This window comes from Arcicella aquatica, assembly GCF_034928825.1.
GTDB lineage: Bacteria > Bacteroidota > Bacteroidia > Cytophagales > Spirosomataceae > Arcicella > Arcicella aquatica.
This window is the reverse complement of the sequence record NZ_JAYFUL010000016.1, coordinates 78,028-101,290: the sequence shown is the minus strand read 5'-3', so window position 1 is coordinate 101,290 and position 23,263 is coordinate 78,028. Positions and strand designations below refer to the sequence as shown.

The 23,263-nt window shown below is 37.1% G+C and carries 17 protein-coding genes; 13 read left to right on the top strand and 4 right to left on the bottom strand.

Annotated features, from left to right (window positions below):
* The first annotated feature begins 14 nt into the window (after positions 1-14).
* The 10 genes from VB264_RS11530 to VB264_RS11485 all read left to right on the top strand — a co-directional run bounded on the left by VB264_RS11530 (position 15) and on the right by VB264_RS11485 (position 14,260).
* Complete coding sequence (locus VB264_RS11530; protein ID WP_323249491.1) at positions 15-1,943, top strand: sialate O-acetylesterase; 1,929 nt, start codon at positions 15-17, stop codon at positions 1,941-1,943.
* A gap of 26 nt (positions 1,944-1,969) precedes the next feature.
* A complete protein-coding gene (locus tag VB264_RS11525; RefSeq protein WP_323249489.1) occupies positions 1,970-3,514 on the top strand; it encodes a glucuronyl esterase domain-containing protein in 1,545 nt (514 codons plus the stop codon).
* A gap of 134 nt (positions 3,515-3,648) precedes the next feature.
* Positions 3,649-4,947 carry a glycoside hydrolase gene (locus VB264_RS11520; protein ID WP_323249488.1) on the top strand — a complete coding sequence of 433 codons (1,299 nt, stop codon included), beginning with the start codon at positions 3,649-3,651 and terminating at the stop codon, positions 4,945-4,947.
* 698 nt (positions 4,948-5,645) lie between these two features.
* Positions 5,646-6,521 (top strand): non-reducing end alpha-L-arabinofuranosidase family hydrolase, encoded by an 876-nt coding sequence (locus tag VB264_RS11515; protein ID WP_323249486.1) that lies wholly within the window; start codon positions 5,646-5,648, stop codon positions 6,519-6,521.
* 159 nt (positions 6,522-6,680) lie between these two features.
* Entirely contained in the window at positions 6,681-7,691 is a 1,011-nt protein-coding gene (locus VB264_RS11510) for a glycoside hydrolase family 43 protein (RefSeq protein ID WP_407654653.1), read from the top strand.
* Positions 7,692-7,804: 113 nt separating this feature from the next.
* Positions 7,805-8,884, top strand: a complete 1,080-nt coding sequence (locus VB264_RS11505) for an endo-1,4-beta-xylanase (RefSeq protein ID WP_323249516.1) — start codon at positions 7,805-7,807, stop codon at positions 8,882-8,884.
* A 303-nt stretch (positions 8,885-9,187) separates the two neighbouring features.
* A complete protein-coding gene (locus VB264_RS11500; protein WP_323249484.1) occupies positions 9,188-11,128 on the top strand; it encodes a family 43 glycosylhydrolase in 1,941 nt (646 codons plus the stop codon).
* A gap of 241 nt (positions 11,129-11,369) precedes the next feature.
* Complete coding sequence (locus VB264_RS11495) at positions 11,370-11,528, top strand: hypothetical protein (protein WP_323249483.1); 159 nt, start codon at positions 11,370-11,372, stop codon at positions 11,526-11,528.
* A 191-nt stretch (positions 11,529-11,719) separates the two neighbouring features.
* The gene (locus VB264_RS11490; protein WP_323249482.1) at positions 11,720-13,333 is read left to right on the top strand and encodes an FAD-dependent oxidoreductase; all 1,614 of its coding nucleotides are present in this window, start codon (positions 11,720-11,722) and stop codon (positions 13,331-13,333) included.
* A gap of 117 nt (positions 13,334-13,450) precedes the next feature.
* Entirely contained in the window at positions 13,451-14,260 is an 810-nt protein-coding gene (locus tag VB264_RS11485; protein WP_323249481.1) for a sugar phosphate isomerase/epimerase family protein, read from the top strand.
* Between the two features lie 11 nt (positions 14,261-14,271).
* Here the strand turns inward: VB264_RS11485 and VB264_RS11480 are convergent, their stop codons facing one another.
* Positions 14,272-15,756, bottom strand: coding sequence for a hypothetical protein (locus tag VB264_RS11480; RefSeq protein WP_323249479.1), 1,485 nt, complete (start codon positions 15,754-15,756; stop codon positions 14,272-14,274).
* A 149-nt stretch (positions 15,757-15,905) separates the two neighbouring features.
* Between VB264_RS11480 and rbsK the strand changes: the two genes are divergently transcribed.
* The 3 genes from rbsK (at position 15,906) to VB264_RS11465 (ending at position 19,470) form a co-directional block, all read left to right on the top strand.
* Positions 15,906-16,811, top strand: a complete 906-nt coding sequence (rbsK, locus tag VB264_RS11475; RefSeq protein ID WP_323249477.1) for a ribokinase — start codon at positions 15,906-15,908, stop codon at positions 16,809-16,811.
* Positions 16,812-16,891: 80 nt separating this feature from the next.
* Positions 16,892-18,457, top strand: coding sequence for an ADP-ribosylglycohydrolase family protein (locus VB264_RS11470; protein WP_323249475.1), 1,566 nt, complete (start codon positions 16,892-16,894; stop codon positions 18,455-18,457).
* Between the two features lie 20 nt (positions 18,458-18,477).
* Positions 18,478-19,470, top strand: a complete 993-nt coding sequence (locus VB264_RS11465) for a GRP family sugar transporter (RefSeq protein ID WP_323249474.1) — start codon at positions 18,478-18,480, stop codon at positions 19,468-19,470.
* 87 nt (positions 19,471-19,557) lie between these two features.
* Here the strand turns inward: VB264_RS11465 and VB264_RS11460 are convergent, their stop codons facing one another.
* From VB264_RS11460 to VB264_RS11450, 3 genes are read right to left on the bottom strand one after another with little or no spacing between them, the layout of a single operon-like run.
* Positions 19,558-20,544: an FAD:protein FMN transferase gene (locus VB264_RS11460; RefSeq protein WP_323249473.1), complete on the bottom strand. Its 987-nt coding sequence runs from the start codon at positions 20,542-20,544 to the stop codon at positions 19,558-19,560.
* Positions 20,545-20,561: 17 nt separating this feature from the next.
* On the bottom strand, positions 20,562-22,757 hold the full coding sequence (locus VB264_RS11455) for a PepSY domain-containing protein (RefSeq protein WP_323249472.1): 2,196 nt from the start codon (positions 22,755-22,757) through the stop codon (positions 20,562-20,564).
* A 9-nt stretch (positions 22,758-22,766) separates the two neighbouring features.
* Positions 22,767-23,261, bottom strand: a complete 495-nt coding sequence (locus tag VB264_RS11450; RefSeq protein ID WP_309917749.1) for a DUF2271 domain-containing protein — start codon at positions 23,259-23,261, stop codon at positions 22,767-22,769.
* Positions 23,262-23,263: the final 2 nt, after the last annotated feature.

The window sequence follows — 23,263 nt, the reverse complement described above, 5'->3', positions numbered from 1 at the left end:
TTAGCGATTTTATTATGAAAAAGACAATTCTCTTTTGTTTAATGGCTGTGATGAGCTTGGTAGCTCATGCACAACTCCGTTTGCCCAAATTAATTAGCAACGGAATGATACTTCAACGAAATACCAACCTGAAAATATGGGGATGGGCATCTCCTAACGAGAAAATCACCGTGAAGTTTAAAAATAAACAATATAAAACTACGACTGATACAAAGGGAAATTGGCAAATTGTTTTACCTGCCATGGAGGCTGGAGGACCGTTTACGATGGATATTGTAGGACAGACTCAAATCAAAATACAAGATATTCTTATTGGAGATGTGTGGTTTTGTAGCGGACAAAGTAATATGGTTCATCAGTTGAATATCCATGATGTAACCTATGCAAAAGAGATTGCTGAAGCTAACTATCCACAAATCAGACAGTTTTGGATACCTACTCTCACTAATCTTCAAGGTGCCCAAAATGACCTTCCCGATGGTCAGTGGAAAGCGGCGGTTGGTGAAGATGTAAGACCTTTTTCCGCGGTTGCCTATTTTTTTGCTAAGAAAATACATGAAAAATATAAAGTGCCAGTGGGTATCATCAATGCCAGTGTAGGCGGTACACCTATAGAGGCATGGATGAGTGAAGAAGGCTTCAAAGATTTTGGGGCAATCAAGGGGATTATTGAGAAAAATAAGGATACTTCCTATGTTAATAGTTTGAATCGAAAACCTGCTACTAGTACTAATAAACCGGTACAAGTAGTGGACGAAGGCTTATCGGGGGCTTCAAAATGGTATGAGTCCGCTTATATGCCTAAGCATTGGCGGAATATCAACATTCCTGGATATTGGGAAGACCAAGGATTAAAAGACCTTAATGGCGTAGTGTGGTATAGAAGAGAAATAGAGATTCCTGCTACTATGACAGGCAAGCAGGCACAAGTATTTTTAGGGAGAATCGTAGATGCCGATGAGCTGTATATTAATGGTAAGAGGATAGGTAGTACTTCCTATTTATATCCACAACGTAGGTATAAAGTCGGTAAAGATGTATTAAAATCAGGCAAAAATCTTTTTGTAGTCCGTGTAACAAATACGGCAGGCAAAGGCGGATTTGTGCCTGATAAATCATATTGTATTTTTTCAGGGTCAGATACTGTTGACCTTAAAGGTAGTTGGCAATATAAGGTGGGGTTAGTCTATAAACCCATTACTGGGGGTAATTGGGGCGGTGGAATCAATGCTCAAAATCAACCAACGGCTTTGTTTAATGCCATGGTTGCTCCAATTATCAATTATGCGATTAAAGGTTTTTGTTGGTATCAAGGAGAAAGCAATGCGGGTCAGCCACAAGCATACGAAAAGTTATTGCCTGCGTTAATTCAGGACTGGCGTACTAAATGGATGGAGGATTCCCTACCATTTTTGTATGTGCAACTGCCTAATTTTATGGAATATAGCTATCTTCCTACAGAAAGTAGTTGGGCTTTATTAAGGGAATCTCAGCTAAAAGCATTATCAGTTCCTAACACTGCCATGACCGTTGCCATTGACCTTGGTGAATGGAACGATATTCATCCAGATAATAAAAAAGATGTAGGCGAACGCTTGTCTCTAACAGCCATGAAATTGGGCTATCACGAAAACTTGGTTAGCTCTGGACCTTTGTTTGAGTCTTCTGTAATAGAAGGAAATAAAATAGTTATCAGCTTTACGAATGTAGGAACGGGCTTAACAACCAATGATGGCGAACAACTGGGAGATTTTGCTATTGCAGGGGAAGATAAAAAATTCGTTTGGGCAAAAACAACAATTGAAGGAGATAAAGTAATAGTGTGGAGTGATGAAGTAACGAAGCCATTATATGTACGATATGCATGGGCTGATAATCCTGTGAATCCTAATTTATATAATAAAGAGGGGCTTCCTGCATCACCATTCAGAACCGATAAATAATCATTGCGTTTAAAAATTCCTATACTATGAAAATATACTTAATATTTATTGGAGCTATGAGCCTAAGCTATTTAGGCTTATCGCAACAGACTGTCATTGATAGTAACAAATACCCGCCCCTTACCACATTTACTGCACAGCAAGACCAAGCTAATATGATGCAGCAATTAGGTATTAAAAAACTAAGACCAGAGCCAAGTGCTAGTGAAGCTGACCCAAATTATGCTAATTACGATGAGCAATTGGCCAATCCTTGCCCTTTATTACCAGATATTCTTACTGCCAAAAATGGTAAAAAAATAACTACTCCCACAGAATGGTGGAATCAACGTCGCCCAGAAATTGCTGAAGACTTTGAAAAAGAAATGTATGGGCGAATCCCTAAAAATGTACCTAAAGTAACTTGGACAGTAAAAGTTACTGATAACGAATTTGTAGGGCGTGTACCCGTAGTGGCTAAACACCTGATTGGTCATGTAGATAATACCGACTATCCTTTGATTGATGTAAATATCAACATGGTAGTGGTATTACCGACTAATGTAAAAGGTCCAGTACCAGTACTTATCATGTTTGGTTTCCCTACCTTGCCAGCACCAGCACAGCCTAACCCGAGCGATATGGAGAAAATAAATCTGGCTTTTAAGGAAATGATGATAAAGACCAACCCAGATTTAAAGCAGATTTTTGATAAGTACCCTGCTTATTCGCCTATCACCAGACTACCCGCACCTAGCTTTTTTGCACCGCCAGTCACGGGTGATTCTCCACCTACCGAGCAATTGTTAGCGGCTGGTTGGGGATACTGTACGCTAGAAACAGGTAGTATACAGGCTGATAATGGTGCAGTACTAACGCGCGGAATTATTGGTTTAGTAAATAAAGGACAACCAAGAAAGCCAGACGATTGGGGCGCTTTAAGAGCGTGGGGTTGGGGTGCATCCAAAGCACTAGACTATCTCGAGACAGAACCTTTGGTCAATGCCAAGCAAGTAGGAATCGAAGGCGTTTCAAGGTATGGAAAAGCGGCGCTAGTGGCAATGGCTTTTGACCAACGTTTTGCCTTAGGATTAATTGGCTCATCGGGAAAGGGTGGAACTACCCTACAAAGACGAGTTTTTGGTGAAGCAGTAGAAAGTTTGGCTAGTTCAGGAGGATTTCATTGGTTGGCTGGCAATTACCTCAAGTATGCTACAGCTGAATCTTCTTTTGGGAGTAAAACAGGCTGTGATATTCCCGTAGACTCACACGAACTTCTGGCACTTTGTGCACCACGTCCTACTTTTGTGAGTTATGGCATACCAGAAAAGGGAGATGCTAAATGGCTTGACCAAGTTGGGAGTTATAAAGCTACCATAGCGGCAGGAACAGTATTTAAACTGTTGGGTGCAAAGGATTTAGGGGTAAGTAATGATTATAATACTGAAAATATGCCTCCCGTACTTTCTGGATTACTCGACGGCGAATTAGCGTGGCGCCAACACAATGGCGGTCATACAGATGCCCCTAACTTTCAGTTTTTCATTCCTTGGGCAAGTAAACAGTTGAAATACGAACGACTTACTAAATAATATCTCACAAACATAACCACTATTTTTATGAATAGTGGTTATATCATTCTTTGGAGTTTAAGAATTATCAAGCCGTTTCAGACGGCTTGGTAAGAACTTTTATTGTCATTTATAAAACAAAACCTACTATAACTATGCAAAATTTGTTCAAATCTTTTTTCTATTTATTCACGTTAATAGTTATCTGTTCAGCTTGTGAAAAAGCTGTTGATACTAATCCTGTTGTGGTTAAGCCCACACCTTTTAATATTAATATAAACCCCCAGACAACCTATCAGACAATCACAGGGTTTGGTGCAGCAAACAGAATGTGGGGGACGCAATCGTTGAAACCTACGGAAGCAACAAAAGCATTTGGGATAGATGAAAACCAATTGGGGCTTAGCATTTTTAGGGTAAGATTGTCTTCTAATAAAAATGAATGGCCTATTATTGTAGAAGCTGTAAAAGAGGCAAAAAGATATGGAGCAAAAGTATTGGCTTGTCCTTGGTCGCCTCCTGCAGCACTCAAGAGTAATAAAAGTGATATAGGAGGTCGTTTATTGCCTGAAAACTACAAAGCATTTAAAGATTACATCAATGAATTTATCGTTTTTATGACTCAAAATGGTGCTCCTGTAGATGTGGTTTCCATTCAAAATGAGCCTGATTGGAAAGCTTCTTATGAATCTTGTGATTGGACTGCCGACGACATGATTAATTTCTTGAAGGCTCCGGGCGAAATTGTTGGAGCAAAACTTGCTGCGCCAGAATCTTTGAATTTTAACCAGAACATGACTAATGCCTTGCTATCTAATGAAGAGGCTTCTCAAAAATTTGACATCGTGGCGGGTCATATTTATGGTGGTGGTTTAGCGAAGTTCCCTTTGGCAGAGCAAAAGAAAAAAGAAATCTGGATGACAGAGTTTTTATTAAATCTGGATACTGGAAATACGGGTGCTGCTAAATGGAATACCTATTCAGAAACTGCCAAATGGGCTGAAAGTATGAAAATGCTTGTTTCCGTCCATGATGCAATGACTAATAATTGGAATGCCTACATTTGGTGGTATTTGCAACGCTACTATTCATTTATTGGCGATGGGGAAGAGGGTACTATCAATGGAGAAGTGCTTAAGCGTGGATATGGTTTCTCGCATTATTCAAAATTTGTCCGCCCAGGGTTTGTTCGCATAGGTACGGATTTCAGTACGAATACTTATTTAAAAATAACAGCTTATAAGAAAGGGACGCAGACGGTTGTGGTAATACTAAACCCAGAAAGTAATTCTGTTAAAAATGTTCAGCTAAATGGACTAGCTGCTACTACTGCTATTGCTTATACTACTACTGAAAAAGAAAATTTAACCAAGCAAAATTTGACTGTTACCAGCAGTATTGTTGAACTAAACGTAGCACCAAGTAGTATTACCACAGTGGTGATAAATAATTAGCATAACGAGATTTAAAATGTAAAATTATACTCAAACCATTAAATAAGATATGTAACGTATATTGTTAATGGTTCGTGATGTTATATTTTTTTATGGTATTTAATTTTGTGAAAATATAAAAAAACTAATAGTAAGGTCTCGTTATTTCTAGCTCATATCATTGGAAATTTTCAAATGATATGAGCTAGAAATAGTTTAATAGGGAGACAAATTGATAGTAGAGAAATATTATCACTAACACACAATATTCAGTCTCAAAAATAAGCATTTTAGTAGTTGAAGAGCCTACTAAATAATCAGATAATTCATACAGTTATCCAAGCGATAAAGTTCATTACTTTATCGCTTACTTGTGATTAATTCTTCACTAATCGTTTTTTAAAACTCATTTTTATATTAAAATGAATTGAATTTATCGTTTTATATTTTCCTTTGAACATTTGGAATACAGATATATTAATTTGTGCTACATGTTTTTTCACTTATTATTTTACTTTGCGATGTCTGAAATTTGGAGACAATCTATTGACTTCGGTTATCAACTTAAATATCCAAAATAATAATATAATCAATCTTAAATGATAAGCGTAGTGAATAAATGCAGTCTCAAAATAGTTCGATGGTTATTCGTTTTTTCGGCACTTATATGTTGCAAAAAAACAGAAGTAACGCCTACGATAATAAGCCCTCCTTATACGATGAAATCAAATCCTATTTGGAGAACTGGCGATAGGGTTTTCTTGGAAGGCATTACTGGAACTTTTGACGACGTTTCGGTAAAAGACCCAACCATTGTGAATGTTGACGGAAAATGGCATGTGTTCTACACTGGAAGAGACGCTACTAAATGGCGCATGGGTTATATTGCTGGTAAAGAGCTAACAGACTTGAAAAAAGCCGATAGAAATTATATGACTTCATTAAATGGAGGGTCATATTTTTGTGCACCACAGGTTTTTCAACTTAAATCAAAAAAAACTTGGTATTTAATCTACCAAAGCGGTTTAGGAGCAACCTTTTCAACCAATGCAGATATCAATAGTCCTCAAGGATGGTCAGCGGGTAAAGCCATGGGTTTTACCGATGGAATTGATTTTTGGTGTATCTCAGATGGCACAAAAATACATTGTTTTTATTCAGCTCAGGATGGCTCTTTTACGATTAAAAAACGTAGTACGCTTGTTGCCGATTTTCCCTATAAATGGTCTGAGCCTGTGGTAGTTGCTACAGATACTTTTGAAGCACCCCATGTATATAAAAATAAAGCGGATGGCAAATACTATATGATGGTAGAAGATATAAGACGCTACTTTGAAATATGGCAAGCATCAAGTCTTGATGGCACTTGGACAAAACTTAATGAAAAGTGGGCTGATTACGCTAATTTAATTGAAACGAATGAGCATTGGACAGACCAAGTATCGCATGGAGAAATTTTGCGTTCGGGGATAGATGAAATGTGTGAAATAGAAGATATAAATCATTGTCAAGTAATATTTCAGGGCGTAGTAAATGGCAATTATGCTGACTATGGAATAATTCCCTATGATTTAGGCATCATGAAAAACTATTAATCTTCATTTTAAAGGATGATACTGAGCTTTGGTTTAGGGTGATAATCAAATATAGTACAAATGATTTTTGTAGTAAATATTAAACAAGTAGGTCGCAGAAATGACCAAAACTAATTTTAAGCAATGAAAAACAAGTCTATTTTTTTGATGATTGTTTCAATGACAATGATCACATTATCAGTAGTAGCACAAGATTCAAAGAAACAACCGATTTCACAGCCATTAATAAAGGAAATCTATACGGCAGACCCTTCTGCGCATGTTTTCAATGGAAAAATCTATGTTTATCCTTCACATGACATTGAATCTGGCGTTGCTCAAGACGATGAAGGAGGGCATTTTGATATGAAAGACTTTCACATTTTATCGATGGATAAAATTGGAGGGAAAGTAAAAGATAATGGTGTAGGGCTTTCTATCAAAGATATTCCTTGGGCGGGTCGCCAGCTTTGGGCACCTGATGCAGCCTTCAAAAACGGTACGTATTATTTGTATTTTCCCGTGAAAGATAAAAAAGATATATTCCGAATGGGCGTAGCAACTAGTAAAAGTCCTGTAGGACCATTTAAGGCAGAAAAAGAACCCATCAAAGGTAGTTATAGCATAGACCCCTGCGTTTTTAAAGATACTGACGGTAGCTTTTACATGTATTTTGGGGGCATTTGGGGCGGTCAGTTACAACGTTATGACAAAAATACGTACTTAGGAGTAACAGACAATCCAAAGAAAGGCGAAGTCGCTCGTTTGCCAAGAATAGCAAAGCTAACCGCAGATATGAAGCAATTTGACGGTGAAGTAAAAGAAATCAAAATTTTAGATGAGAATGGTAAATTGTTCTTAGAAGATAATAATGACAAACGCTTCTTTGAAGCTTCATGGATGCACAAATACAAAGGAAAATATTACTTCTCGTACTCAACGGGTGATACTCATAACCTTTGCTATGCCGTTGGCGATACTCCTTATGGCCCTTTTACTTACAAAGGCGTAATATTAAATCCTGTTGACGGTTGGACAAGTCACCACTCAATTGTTGAGGTCAAAGGAAAATGGTACTTGTTTTATCATGATATTCAGCTTTCTGGAAAAACACATTTAAGAAATGTAAAAGTGACAGAATTGCACTACAATCCAGATGGAACTATACAAACGATTACAGCTTATAAATAGTAAAAAACGTATTATTTGTTTGATTACTAGATAGTTCAATAATATATAATTATAAAAATAGAAATTATCCAATGATAAATAGCAAAATATTATTAGCACTTTTACTATGTGGCATGGTAGAGGTATCGGCAAAACCTCCGATAAAGCATACGAAATCTGTGAAAGAAACTCCTTCATTGAAGAAGGTATTTAAAAAAGATTTTGTGATTGGCACAGCCTTGAGTATTTATCAAATAGATGATAAAGACCCACAGGCGACAAGTTTAATTGCTCAACAGTTTAATACGGCTACACCTGAAAATATTATGAAGGCTCAGATTATTCATCCAAAATGGGATGTATACAACTTTGAACCTGCCGATAAGTTAATAACCTACTGCAAAAACTTGAATCTTGAAGTGAATGCACATGCGTTAATTTGGCATAGTCAACTGCCAAATTTTGTTCGCCAGATAAAAGATGCTGATTCTGTGAAAACTTTCTTTGAAAATCATATTACAACAGTTGCTAAAAGATATGACGGGAAAGTAAAAACATGGGATGTTGTCAATGAAGCACTCAACGAAGATGGAACAATGCGCAGGTCTATTTTTTTGAATAAATTAGGCGAAAACTTTGTTACTGAAGCTTTTAGACTAGCACAGACGGCCTCGCCAAAGTCAGAACTTTACTATAACGATTACAATAACGAGCAACCTGCTAAAAGAGCAGGATGTATTGCGTTGATTAAAAAAATCCAAGCAGCAGGTGTGAAAATTGATGGTGTGGGTATTCAGGGACATTGGCATTTGGGTAAAATACCGCTGAAACAGATTGAAGAAAGTATTTTAGCGTATTCGGCATTGGGCATTAAAGTAGCTTTTACAGAACTGGATATTGAGGTGCTAAAACGTGATTTTCAAGGTGCTGATGTGAATCAACGCATGCAAAATTCTCCATCATTAAATCCTTATGCAAATGGATTGCCCGACAGCCTTCAAACTCAATTAGCGATGGATTACGAAGCTCTTTTTAACCTGTTTTTGAAACATAAAGACAAGATTTCGAGAGTAACTTTTTGGGGAGTACATGATGGACAAAGTTGGTTGAATGGATGGCCAGTGCGTGGTAGAACAAACTATCCATTATTGTTCGACCGTAACTATCAACCTAAGCCTGCTTTTTACTCAGTGATCAGTACAAAGGGTAAGTAAAATAGGTAAACCGATAAGGTTGGCAAGTGTTATCCGAAACGAGAAGATAAAAAATATAAAATCTATTTGTTAGCTATATTCTGTATAGTATTTGCAAGTGGAAGTTTTGCCCAAAAAATGCAGGGGGATACCTGTTAATGATGGTTAACCATGCTACACAGTCATTGGAAGGTTATGTAGTGACTGGTTTAGGGCTGATCCTACCATTGGCTATCTTCCTAATACAGGTACATTAACGATTAAATAACTTCTGAACCGATTTTAACTAATATCCTCTTGATTATTCACTAAAGAAAACTTTATATGAAATATAAAATAAATCAGTACATCATATTAATAGGCTTATTATGCTTTACTAGCTCAGTATCTGTAATTGCACAAGATTTTTTTAATGAAGTAAAAACATACGTAAATCCTGTTTTGCCAGGCGACCATCCAGATCCAACGATGCTAAAAGTAGGGGATGATTTTTACCATTGTGGCTCAAGCTTTCATTTTACCCCTTATTTACCAATCTATCATTCAAAAGATATGGTGCATTGGAAAGTTATTAGCCGTGTAGTACCACCAACGATAGGTAGCTTTGTCTCAGATAATCCATCAGCAGGAATTTGGCAGGGTGCTATTACGTATTTCTATGGCTCATATTGGATATATTTCTCTTCTAATGGACAATGGTTTAGCAAGGCCGATTCTCCGGCAGGACCTTGGTCTACGCCAGTACAGGTAAAGTCAAATCCGAAAACAGGACCATTGGGATATGACAATGCCATTTTTGTAGATGATGATGGCAAACCTTACATGGTTATCAAGAACGGACAAAAAACCAATCGTTTGCAAGAATTAGGCAAAGATGGTCAACTGACATCATCAGTGATTGATATGGACTGGGTAAATGCAAAACTACAATATAGTTGGGCAGAAGGCCCTGTTATGTGTAAGCGTAATGGCTATTATTATTACTTCCCTGCAGGGGATGTATCAGGAGGGCAATATGTAATGAGGGGTACGGCTTTGACAGGTGACTCAACCAAATGGGAACGATTAGGAGAGTTTTTTAAACCTATTACCGACCCAAAAGTAGGGTTCCGTCGTCCTAACCATATTTCAGCACCTATTCAATTGGCCGATGGAAGCTGGTGGACAATTGGACAAAGTTATGAAAAGTATGATGGTGATGATTGGTCAGGTACGGGTCGTCAGACATCGCTTTACCCTGTGATTTGGGAAGGTGACCGCCCTTGGGGAATGGCTCCTACTACTTTACCTATCGCAAGCCCTAATCTCCCTAAAGGTGATATCAATTGGCGAAGCGTTGCGACAGATTATTTTGAGAAAGAAACCCTTGCGTTAGACTGGCACTTTTTGAGCAAGAAATATGCAGACAAATATTCACTTACTAGCAGAAAAGGCTGGCTACGACTTGTTTCAGATAGTAGCAGAACTAGTATTGTTCAAAAGGAAACAGACCACTATTATTCAGCCGTTACAAAAGTAGATTTTAATGCGACTGATTCTCTAACCAAAGCAGGACTTTATCTGAGTAGTGGTAATCAAAAAGTGACAGTGCGTTTGTATAGTGGTTTCGAAAAGGGCAAAAAAATCATTTTTAGTTTTGAAAAACACACTCAGTCTGTTCCAAATACCTTTGGGAATATCGTATGGCTAAAAGTTGTAAGAAATCTACACAACTTGGTAGCGTATTATAGTGGAGATGGCAAAAACTGGAAACAGGTAGGGGAGAGTATCAATTTGAAAAACCTTGATAAAACCCAACCAAATTATAATTCATGGGTAGGTACAAGCGTAGGGCTATTTACTGAAAAAAAACCTGCTGATTTTGATTTGTTCGTGTGTAAAGATGGTTTTACTGAACTGCCTGCGGTAGGTTATAGCAATTACTATGGCGTTGAAAAAGTAAAGGTTGGTACAGAAGATGTCGTTACGAATAATTCAAACTTGGGGGGGTGGTTTATGCTATCTGGCGTAGAATTAGGAGATAAAAAAAGCAAGGAAGTACAAGTACAGATTTCAGCAAGTGTGACGGGTAAAATAGAGATTTGGTTGGATGATTTAAAAACGGGAAAATTGATAGCGACTATCCCTTTTTCTCCAACGGGTGTCAACACCTTTAAATATATTAGCCAGAAAATAAAAGGGGTTTCAGGACAACACGATGTGTTTGTGAAATTCCCAACGGGCAATAGTAAAGCATTAAATGTAAAAAACCTTCTATTCAAATAATAATTACGAAAAATAACAGTTAGTTTTTAAAGCAGTAAACGGATATAGTTTACTGCTTTTTTTGATTTTAATCTATTCTAATCGTCGAAATAGCGTAGATTGGATATACCTCGATGGGCGGGTATGTAGCAAAATTTTCCAAAGAAAGACGGTATCCTATAGCTCGATTCTTTTCTTTCAAAAACATAAACATACTTTGCATCGATCCTTTATTAGAGGCTTTTATCTCAAGCGGTATAATTTGCTCCCCTTGTTTGCTGCTGACTTGTATCAATATGGTTACAATTTGGTAAGGAATAAGCAAGTAGTTGAAGATTGCCTAGGTCATATTCTAAACGATAAAGATGCGAATAAACTTTGGGCTGGCGAATACGATAAGGGCTTGGAAATAAAAGTATAATTAAATCAAGTTTTCAGGAAGAAACTACCCCAAGAGCAGATAGTTCTTCTGTTATTTCAAGCTAACTTGAAACAGAAGATTTCATTTAGTCTTTTAATGAATCTTCTTTATTTACGCTAAACCAACAATATGTTAAGCAGATTCAAACTATGAAAAAAAACATATTTTTTGTTGTATCATTGGTTCTTCTCATGTCCATTCCGAAGACGCTTATTGCTGTAACACCCATCATCAGACAAGCCGATGTAATTATTTATGGAGGTACTTCTGCTGCAATAATTGCTGCGGTACAGGTCAAGAAAATGGGCAAATCGGTTATCGTAGTGTCGCCTGATATACATTTAGGTGGTTTGTCGTCTGGAGGTTTAGGTTTTACTGATACAGGCAACAAGGAAGTAATAGCTGGTTTAGCACGTGAATTTTACCAACGGTTATATCAACATTACCAGGATAATAGTGTATGGAAATGGCAAAAGAGAGAAGAATATGGCAACAAGGGGCAAGGAACGCCCGCCATTGATGGTGCTAACCGAACCATGTGGATATTTGAGCCACATGCTGCCGAGAAAATATTTGAAGATTTAGTAAAAGAAAACAAACTGATTGTTTATCGAAATGAATGGTTAGATCGTTCACCAACAAGTATAGTAAAGACATCTGGAGGTATTCGATCTTTTCGAACCCTAAGCGGAAAGGTTTATCAGGCAAAAATGTTTATTGATGCTACTTATGAAGGCGACCTGATGGCATTGGCAGGAGTAAAGTATCATATTGGTCGCGAAGCCAACAGTGTTTACGGTGAAAAATGGAATGGTGTTCAACCAGAAGTTTTTCAACACGGTCATCATTTTAAAACGAAGGTTAGTCCCTATAAAATCGCAAATGACCCAAATAGTGGGCTTTTACCAGAAATTTCTTCTGAACCAATAGCAGAGTATGGTTCTGGTGACAATAAGATTCAGGCTTATTGTTTCAGGATGTGTTTGAGCAGTAATCCAGCCAATAGAATACCTTTTGCAAAACCAGAAGGGTACAACCCAGCACGATATGAATTATTGGCAAGAGTATTTGCTACAGGTTGGCGTGAAACCTTTGATAAATTTGACCTGATTCCCAATCGCAAAACGGATACCAACAATCATGGGCCTTTTAGTACGGATTACATTGGCAAAAATTATGATTATCCAGAAGCAACTTACGAGCGACGCAAACAAATAATTAAGGAACATGAATTATACCAAAAAGGCTTAATGTATTTTTTGCAAAATGATGAAAGTGTCCCTATTGATGTACGGAATAGCATGCAAGAATGGGGTTTACCTAAGGATGAATTTAAAGATAATGGCAATTGGCCTCATCAGCTCTATATCCGTGAGGCAAGAAGGATGATTGGCGAATTTGTGATGAAAGAAGCAGATGCCTTAGGAAAAACACAAGTGCCTAATCCAATCGGAATGGGTTCTTATGCCTTGGATGCTCATAATGCCCAACGCTATGTGACAAAAGATGGCTTTGTACAAAACGAAGGTGATATAGGCGTGCATCCCGACAAGCCTTACGCTATTGCTTATGGTTCAATCTTACCAAAAGAACAAGAATGCAACAACCTATTAGTGCCTGTTTGTTTATCAAGTAGTCATATTGCTTATGGTTCAATCAGGATGGAGCCTGTTTTTATGATTTTGGGTCAATCAGCAGCAACAGCGGCTGTTCTTGCTATCAATGATAAAACGTCTCCTCAACAGTTATCCTACAATAAACTAAAAGCTGTTCTATTAAAAGATAAACAAAGATTAGAATGGTAAACACTAAATTAGAAGAAGATGACATAAAACGATTTTTGTTTCTTGAGTTATTATGTTTCTGATGAATTAGGGGCTTTGAATTAATTTAGCATGGCAGTAACGTGTAAATCATCATTCATGAATATTAAATTTTATGCTCCTCAGTGGGGCAATGTACTTCCTTTTGCAACTTTTTGTCACAACGTAAAGACAGCAGGATACGACGGTGTAGAAATGGCTTTACCTTTTGATGAAAAAGAAAAGGCTGAAATACTGGCTACTTTAAATGATTTTGAGCTTGAACTTATCGGACAATATTGGCAATCTCATGAAAAAGATTTAGGCGAACATGCTGTTAGCTATGAAAAGCATTTGAGAAACCTTATTTCGGCTAAACCTATTTTCATTAACTGTCAAACTGGAAAAGACTACTTTACTTTTGAACAGAATAAGCAGTTATTTGATTTAGCGGGTACAATATCTGAGGAAACAGGCATTACAATTATTCATGAAACGCATCGAGGCAAAAGTCTTTTTGCAGCCCATATTGCGCAGGAATATCTAAATCAACTCCCAGCTTTGCGGATTTGTTTAGATATTTCTCATTGGTGCAACGTCCACGAGTCATTATTGGATGATCAGCAGGACGCTGTAGCAAAGGCCATTGCTCATACCAATCATATTCATAGTAGAGTCGGTCATCCAGAAGGTCCACAGGTAAATGACCCGCGAGCTCCAGAATGGGAAGAAGTACTACAAGCACATTTATCTTGGTGGGACAAAGTTGTAGCAACGCATCGACAACAAGGAACACAGCTGACTATTACTACAGAGTTTGGTCCAGCTACTTATATGCCCGTACTGCCTTATACCCAAATGCCTGTCGCTAACCAATGGGAAATAAATGTATATATGATGAATTTGTTGAAAGAGAGATATAATGCTTAATTGAGGATAATCTATTCGTTTCTATGCTTCTCAAACAATCGACTATATACCCATTTATCTAATTTCAGATTTTTGATAATGGGTTGATGATAAGGCATTTTTGAAAGGTCATTAAACGTATTCCATAGTTTTTGAGAACGACCATTCAATGTAAATACGTTTCTGAACACTTGAATGATTACTTTTTCAAGGGCATGATATTTCTTTTCGATTTTCAATTTTCTTTCTAGCGATAGCAAATCATAACTTAAGTAATCAAAATTACCTAAACGATGATGAATCAATAAATTCAATATCCTAATTTCAGCATACAATGATGTGCCCAGGTCTTCTTGAAAAGCAGCTAGAATCTCGTTGACATATTGCAGTGCTATGGTATAATCTTTTGTAAAATAGTAAAGCCTAGCCAAAGTATAATAAGCTCTGACTTGAAGCTTGACGGGTACTTGTGCTATGCTTTTTTGAATTTCGCTTAGCTGATTGTTTACCCATTCGAGTCCTTGTTGGGTTTTTTCTAAATCGATATAAAGGTTAACTTGATATGAAAAAATAAGTACTTGTAAATAGTATCTGGTACTTTCGTTGAGGGCTGGAATGGTGCGGAGTTTCGCTATAAAAAAAGCCATCTCTTCCCATTTCTCCATGGCTCTTAAATCGGTTAAAATACCTTCAATGCAATAGATGTAATACATTGGATTATCTATCCAAAGTGTTTGATGTTGCTCAAATAAATCTATCAACTCATAAAAAATAGCAATACTTCCTTTTGAATTGCCTACTGCCAGAAAGTACGTAGACTGAAATTGTAAGTGCAATCGTTTTGACTCAAATGTTTTTTGTCTTGCTTGTTGTAAAATCTGACTTTCTTCTAACAGTAAATCATTGAGCTTTTCAATATCCGCCGAACTTCTGACCATCCCATTTTTAAGATACCTAAACCAGAGTATTTCATAAAGCATAGCTTGCTCATGATGGATATTTTCTTGTTTTAATAAGGTTTTGAATTGTTCTTGCTTACGTATAAGCGCTGTTTCTGTAATGTCTGAAAACTGTAAACTTACCAAGTTTTGTAGTTCTAATTTGCTGAGTAGTAAGCAAAAAAGATGTTTATCATGTTTAACAGCAAGCTGAATGGCTTTGGCTAATCGCTTATTATACAAATCAATATGCCCTTTGTTGAACAGGATTTTACATTCCTGAATCATGTTTAAAAGCTGACTTTCAAGCGAATTTTCTTCTTCAAATAATCTCAGGCTTTTTAAAATATTGGCATACAAATACTTTCTTGCGGATTCTATAGATTTTGATGTGAGTTCATTTGCTACTCTTTGAGTTACTTCTTCCTCAAAATTTGAACAACTATCCAGAATATCATAAAGTTGCATAAAAGTTTTAGCCCCTTCTTGTATTTGCGTCGTTAACCTGAAATACCTTTTCTCTGCTTTTGATAAAGATTGTATTAATTTATGTAAAAATAACAGTTCAGAATTAGCCATATTGATATTTTATAGTTATTACCTTATTTAACGGTCTAAAATACAAATAAAGGTTAATAATATTAATTTTAGCCATAACTAAAAATGATAAAAATTCTACTTTTAATTGAATTAATAAAAGGTATTTTTGTATAAAAAAAAGAATACAAATGCGTAAGATTATTATAATTGGTAGTTCAAATACAGATATGGTGATAAAAGCACCAAAATTACCCTTGCCAGGAGAAACAGTAATGGGCGGAAAATTTTTGATGAATCCAGGAGGGAAGGGCGCAAATCAGGCAGTTACGTCTGCTCGATTAGGCTGTCCGACGGTTTTTATCTGTAAAGTTGGTAATGATGTTTTTGGTAAAATGGCTTTACAGCAATTTGAAAAAGAAGGTATTCAGACAGATTATGTGTTTACTGATGCAGAACAACCTTCGGGTGTTGCCTTAATTAATGTAGATATGCAAGGAGAAAATTGTATTACGGTTGCTCCTGGGGCAAATGCTTTTCTATCACCAGCCAATATAGACAAAGCCAGTGCAATATTTGAAAAGGAAGATTTAATATTGATGCAACTAGAAACCCCACTTGAAACTGTGGAATATGTGGTTAATAAATTTCATCAAACCGAAGCTACTATTATCCTCAATCCTGCTCCCGCGACTCCACTTAAAGAGGATATTTTAAAATATTTAACAGTAATCACTCCCAACGAAACGGAGGCAGAAATCCTTACAGGAATATCTGTGGTCAATGAAGACGGACTCCGAAAAGCCGCTAATATTCTCAGAGAAAAAGGGGTGAAGCATGTAGTGATTACCCGTGGCTCAAAAGGAGCGTATATTTTATCTGATGAGTTTGAAGGAATGGTAGATTCAGTAAAAGTAGAAGCTGTTGACACCACTGCCGCCGGAGATTGTTTTAATGGTGCTTTGGCTGTAGGATTATTTGAAAAAATGTCGTTGAAGGAAGCAGTACAATTTGCTTGCAAAGCAGCAGCAGCCTCGGTAAAAAAGATGGGAGCACAGTCTTCCATTCCATATCGCAAGGAATTAGTTGTGAGTTAGTGAATGGTGATTTAATAATTGTTGTGAGTTTTTCCATGACTACTTTAAACGTAAAACTATTGAAAACTAGATTGATACACATGAAAAAAATACTATTACTGATTGCTTTACTTTCAACAGCATGCTCTAGCATTGCTCAGACGGCAAAAACGATTACCCTCTCTCAGAAAGACCTTAAAAATAAAATAAAGGGCGGTTGGGCTGGACAAACCATTGGCGTAACCTTCGGAGGCCCGATGGAATTCAAATACAATGGGACAATCATCAACGAATATCAACCTGTGCCTTGGTATGATGGTTATCTCAAAAAAATGATGTTAGAGAATCCGGGACTTTACGATGATTTATACATGGATTTGACCTTTGTAGAAGTATTTGAAAAAGAAGGACTCGATGCTCCAGTGAATTCTCATGCCAAAGCTTATGCCAATGCGGGCTACGCTCTTTGGCACGCTAATCAAGTAGGGCGAAGTAACATTTTGAACAGAATCATGCCCCCACAATCAGGCTATTGGGAAAACAATCCACATGCTGATTGTATAGATTATCAAATTGAATGTGATTTTGCAGGCTTGATGTCTCCTGCCATGCCTAATACAGCCTCTAAGATTTCTGATAAAATTGGGCACATCATGAATTATGGCGATGGCTATTATGGTGGGGTTTATTTAGGTGCGTGTTACGCTTTGGCTTTTGTCTCAAAAGATGTTCGTTATGTGGTTCAGGAAGCGTTAAAAACTGTTCCTAAAGAAAGCAATTATTATAAATGCATTGCGGATGTGATTAAATGGCATAAAATGTATCCGAACGACTGGAAAAGAACTTGGTATGAAATTCAAAATAAATGGTCGCAAGATGTAGGTTGCCCAGATGGCGTTTTTGCCCCTTTTAATATTGATGCTACTATTAATTCTGCCTATGTAGTAGTAGGACTATTGTACGGCAATGGAGATTTTACCAAAACGATGGAAATCACTACCCGTTGTGGACAAGACGCTGACTGCAATCCGTCGTCGGCAGGAGGAATTTTAGGAACAATCTTGGGCTATGATGCCATTCCAGCTTATTGGAAAATGGGCTTGAAAGAAGCGGAAGACATCGACTTTAAATATACTTCTACGTCTTTGAACAAGGTTTATGAAGTTGGTTACAAACATGCTCTTTTAAATATAGAACGTAATGGAGGGAAGGTTCTCAAAGAATCTGTAACGATTCCAATACAAATTCCTGTAGCAGTACCATTTGAAAAAAGTTTTGACAACACTTATCCTATCGATAGAAAGTATGTGTACAAATCTTTGAAAGATGACTATTCTTTTGATTTTGAAGGAACAGGCTTTGTCGTAAAAGGCGAAACAGCCAAATGGGCATCCACCAGTAGTTATGTTTTTGAGATGGAGGTATATATCGATGGCAAACTGTTCGAAACAGCAAAATTACCCACTTCATTTACTACCAGAAGACACGAATTGACATGGAAGTATAAACTCCCAAAAGGAAAACATACGGTATCTTTAAAATTATTGAATCCATCTGCTGAACACGATTGTAGGATAACAGATATTTTAATTTATAGCGATCAACCCAATAGTACAGCCAATGAAAATGTATTTAGATTTGGTCAGCCTATCAAACCAAAACAATAAACCCCTCAATATTAGAAGACATGTTTATCATTGAAAATTACTCCACGGCTGTATTCTTCTGTCTAATTACGATGCTCTGCTGGGGGTCTTGGGCAAATACTCAAAAACTCACGGCAAACAACTGGCGTTTCGAGCTTTTTTATTGGGATTACGTATTAGGGATTCTACTAACATCTTTTATTTTGGCAATTACCCTTGGTAGTCATGGTGAAAAAGGAAGGGATTTCTTGAGTGATTTCCAACAAGCTTCTAATGAAAATATTGGTTCTGCCATCATTGGGGGCATTATTTTCAATGCTGCGAATATCTTACTAACCGCCGCAATGGCCATTGCAGGGATGTCCGTAGCATTTCCCGTTGGTATTGGTTTAGCATTAGTCATTGGGGTAATTGTTAATTATTTAGACCATCCTCTAGGCAATGGAATCCTTTTGGCGATAGGAGTAGGGCTCATCACTTTGGCGATTTTGCTGAATGCAAAAGTGTATCGTACTTCTTCGGAAAGTGCTAAGGTTTCAACAAAGGGATTGGCTCTATCGGTAATAAGTGGTTTGTTGATGGGCTTGTTTTATAAATACGTCGCCAATGCCATGTTTCCAGATTTTGAATTACCAGAAGCTGGGAAATTGAGTCCCTATACGGCTATTTTCTTTTTTGCCATTGGAATATTATTAAGCAATTTTATCTTCAATACTGTATTAATTTATCGTCCGTTTGTGGGCGATTCGCTCAATTATAAGGCCTATTGGCAAGGGAGCTTCAAAAATCATAGTTTTGGGGTCTTGGGTGGAACGATTTGGTGTTTGGGTATGGCATTCAATATTATTGCTAGTGGAAAAGCTGGACCTGCTATTTCGTATGGACTTGGTCAAGGAGCAACTATTGTAGCAGCTATTTGGGGGATTTATGTTTGGAAAGAATTCAAAAATGCTAGTAAAAGCACGAATGTTTTACTCAATATAATGTTACTTTTCTATCTCTTAGGATTAGGAATGATTATTTTGGCTAGGTAACAATAAGTAATCCTCTGAATAGGCTATTTACAAGCTTATTCAGAGGATTATTTTAACAAGTTTCACTCACTCCTTCAAGATAAATACCTACTCTAATTTATACTTATTGATATCAATATTAGGAGTAGAGTATATCTTACCTTTATCTGTGATAAGTATCGCTTTATAAGCTGGATATTTTTTTAAAAGAGCAAGCCCAAGGTCTTTACCCAACACCATTACAGATGTACTAAAACCGTTGGCCATTTCGGCACTAGGCCCCAAAACGGTTACACTGCATAATCCAGTAGCTGGATACCCCGTAACTGGATTGATAATATGAGCATATCGCTTGCCGTTGAAAATAACATATTTTTCATAACTTCCAGAAGTTACTACAGCACTTTTGTAGAGCGGTATAACAGCAAATATCGTGTCTTTGTGGATTGGATTGGTTATACCTACGCCCCAAGGTTTTCCATTGGGTTGCTTCCCCCAAGTACTCATATCGCCTGAGCCGTTTACTATACCAGCCTTAATGCCTTTGGCTAGCATCATATCTCTACAACGGTCGGCAGCATATCCTTCTCCCAATGCTCCAAAGCCAATTTTCATGCCTTTTAGCTTTAGAAAAATTGTAGAATTCTTAGGGTCTAATATAATATTATGGTATCCAACTTTTTCAACTGATTTCTTAATGGCCTCAGGAGTAGGCATTTGAGTCATTGAGCCATCAAACTTCCAGATTCTATCCATCGCTGCAAAGCTAATATCAAAAGCTCCATTGGTTATTTCAGAAAAATGGATGGCTCTTTCTGTCAATCGAAATACTTCTGGGTCAACTTTTACGGGTGCAATCCCTGCATTTCTGTTTACTTCCGAAATCTGAGTATCGCTTTTCCAGTCGGAAATAAGATTCTCTATCCGTGTTATTTCAGCGATGACGGCATCTATATTTTCCTCAGCCGATAACGAATCTTTAGCCACTATTGTAATATCAAATCGACCTCCCATCAATTTTACCGTCCTTTTTCGCAACACTTGTGCTGTGCTACCAAAACTTATCAGGAGAAGACATACCAATATTTTTTTCATATTTCCTTTCCAGTTATTTAATAACAGTCCATTAGTATCTGGCTTCTAGACTGATAAAAGCTAACATCATTACCAAGTTGTGATTGACAGATTTTATCTATAATTTCAATAACACCTTTTTGCATTGATAATGACCCACACAACATTATTACTCCTTTTGAAGCCAATGTTTGGGCGATGAAATCCCTATCTCTAGCAATCAACTCGCCAATGTATTGTTTATTAAGTGCCGTTTCTCGTGAGAAAGCAGTATGAAACTGGATGAGACCTTTATTTTCTAAAGATGACTCTAAAATAGGAGCATATTTTTCTAAAGAAATTTGCTGTCTAAAACCTCCGTAAAGATAACAAGGAACCTTTCGCTTATTCTGGCTAATCATTCCTAAGAAAGGAGCAATACCTGTTCCATTACAAATCATCACTACACTAGTTGCCTTTTTAGGAAAATGGAAATGCTTATTTTGGATAACACGTGCTTGAATAGTTTCTCCCGCCTTTAGTCTATGCAAAAAGCCAGAACCTAGTCCTTCAGGATGAAGTCTCACACTTAGCTGTATCTGCTTTTCACAAATGCCAACAGAATAAAGTCTTTCCCGATGATCATTTGCAGGATATATTGCCAATAAGTCGCCAGATTTGGCACGCAATTTTCGTTTAGCTTCAAAACGAATTAAAAATGTATCATCAACAGATTTCTCTGAGGTAGTATTCATCACTTCAAAAGCTTCTAGCGATGCAGGCTCTACTTTTACCATTTTTGGGGAAAGAGGAATCCCCGCTTGTTGCGACCAAGCCTCAGCCCAAATACTAAACTCCTGTTCAGATTTGTCATTGATAGTATGTACATCAACCAATGGCTTTGCCCACTGCTGATGCAATAACCAATGGTTTACTTCGAAAGCAAACTTACAAAAATCTGGATAAGCATGCGAACCAAAACCTACTACTGAAAATTGTACTGACTGATTCTGAGGGTATTGTTCGAGCAACGATTTGAATTTTTGAGCATTACTCGGCGCTTCTCCTAGCCCGTAGGTAGAGGTAATAACAAGTAGTTGTTCAGCTTTTGGGAAAAGAGCATAATGATTCATATTTCCCATAAAAACAGTTTTCCCTTGACTATCCAGTTCATTATAAATAGCTTGAGCAAAACGGAAAGTACTACCATTTTCAGAACCAACCAAGATGATGAAATTACTTTCTTTGGCGGAATATTTATTTTTAATAGACGTAGCTCTTCGTTTCCAAGTAATACAGAATCCTGAATAAATAAAAAAGAGAATATTGGCAGATGCTAAGGCTAAAATAATTGCCCAAACAATATTGATATTACCTGTATGTATCGATAAACTTAAGTCGGCAAGTTGCTGTGAGGTAGGATATACTACTTGACTGAGTACATCTCCCGTAATTTGATTGACAGCGAGTTCTCTGTCTTTAAGTTTGATGACATAATACTCTTCTACATCTTCCGAAAAAGGAAACTCAATACTCTTTACTGCTGAAAGCTTGATATTTTTAAATAAAGTAAAATCTGCTAGCTTTTGTGCTGGTTGCGTTTTGATGTCATCTATGTTTACGTCAAGATTTACTTTAGGAGCCTCTTTGCTTCCAAATCTGTTCAGCGATAAATGTGCGCCTGTAAAAGCAATGATAATAATTGGTATAATGGCCCACCTGCTTAGTACTACGTGGTAATATTGAGCAAAGTCTTCACGAACAATGCGCGTAAATATTCGCTTGATACCACGTTGCCTTTGAATTAATAACATCAGCCCCGAAAGCGTAATTAATAATAGGATAAATGCGGTAAAACCCATTATTAAACGACCCGTTTCATGCAAAAAAAGTGAGCGGTGTAAGGTCGTTGTCCATTGAAAAAAAGCATTCTTTTCTCGGTAATCACCCAACAGTTTACCCGTTAATGGATTTACATAAGCATGGATATTTTTACCATCCGCATCGCTACCATTTATGCTCACTACATTATTCGGTTCGACCGTTAGATCAATAAGGTCTGGATAGTTTGTTTTAAGGACTGGAAGTGTCTGAGCAAGCGTAATCTGTGAAAAATCATTAACCCGATAGGTATTAGTAGGATTGACTACGGGTTCAAAGGCCAAAATAAGACCCGTCACAGCAGCTAAGGTTAAAAATAGAAAAGAAGATACAGCCAATACTAAGTGGCTGTATCTCCAAAGAGAAATTATCATAAATATCTACTATTGGTTAGCGCTAAAGCGCACGTAACGGATATATCCAGTACCTTCGCTTTTAGCAGAAAGGCTTTCGGTTGTCAGTGGGATTTCTAAGTCTTTTACATAATAAGGCTTATCTTCCACAGCAGTTTCGAAGCGCAATTTATAGTTTGAATTAATAGTGGCATTGTCCAATTCTAATACCACCACACTTCTATCACCTCCCGTTACTGATGCTCCAGTAATGGCACTAATGTTAGTTGGTTTTTTAGCAAAAGCTTTATGCCATTCTTTTAAATTTCGATACCATTTTTTATCAGAACCAAGTACATACAATGTTTTTTGATAATTATCTTTCGCATCTACAAGCGAAACAACTAAATAGGCTCCTTCACCCATATAGTTTGTCATCTGAATCATACATTTGTACTTGCTGGTACCTGTATTTTGTGCCGATGTTGCTAATGAAACAAAAAACATTAGCACAAGGAGTAAGGTTGCTTTACGAAATAATTGCATAG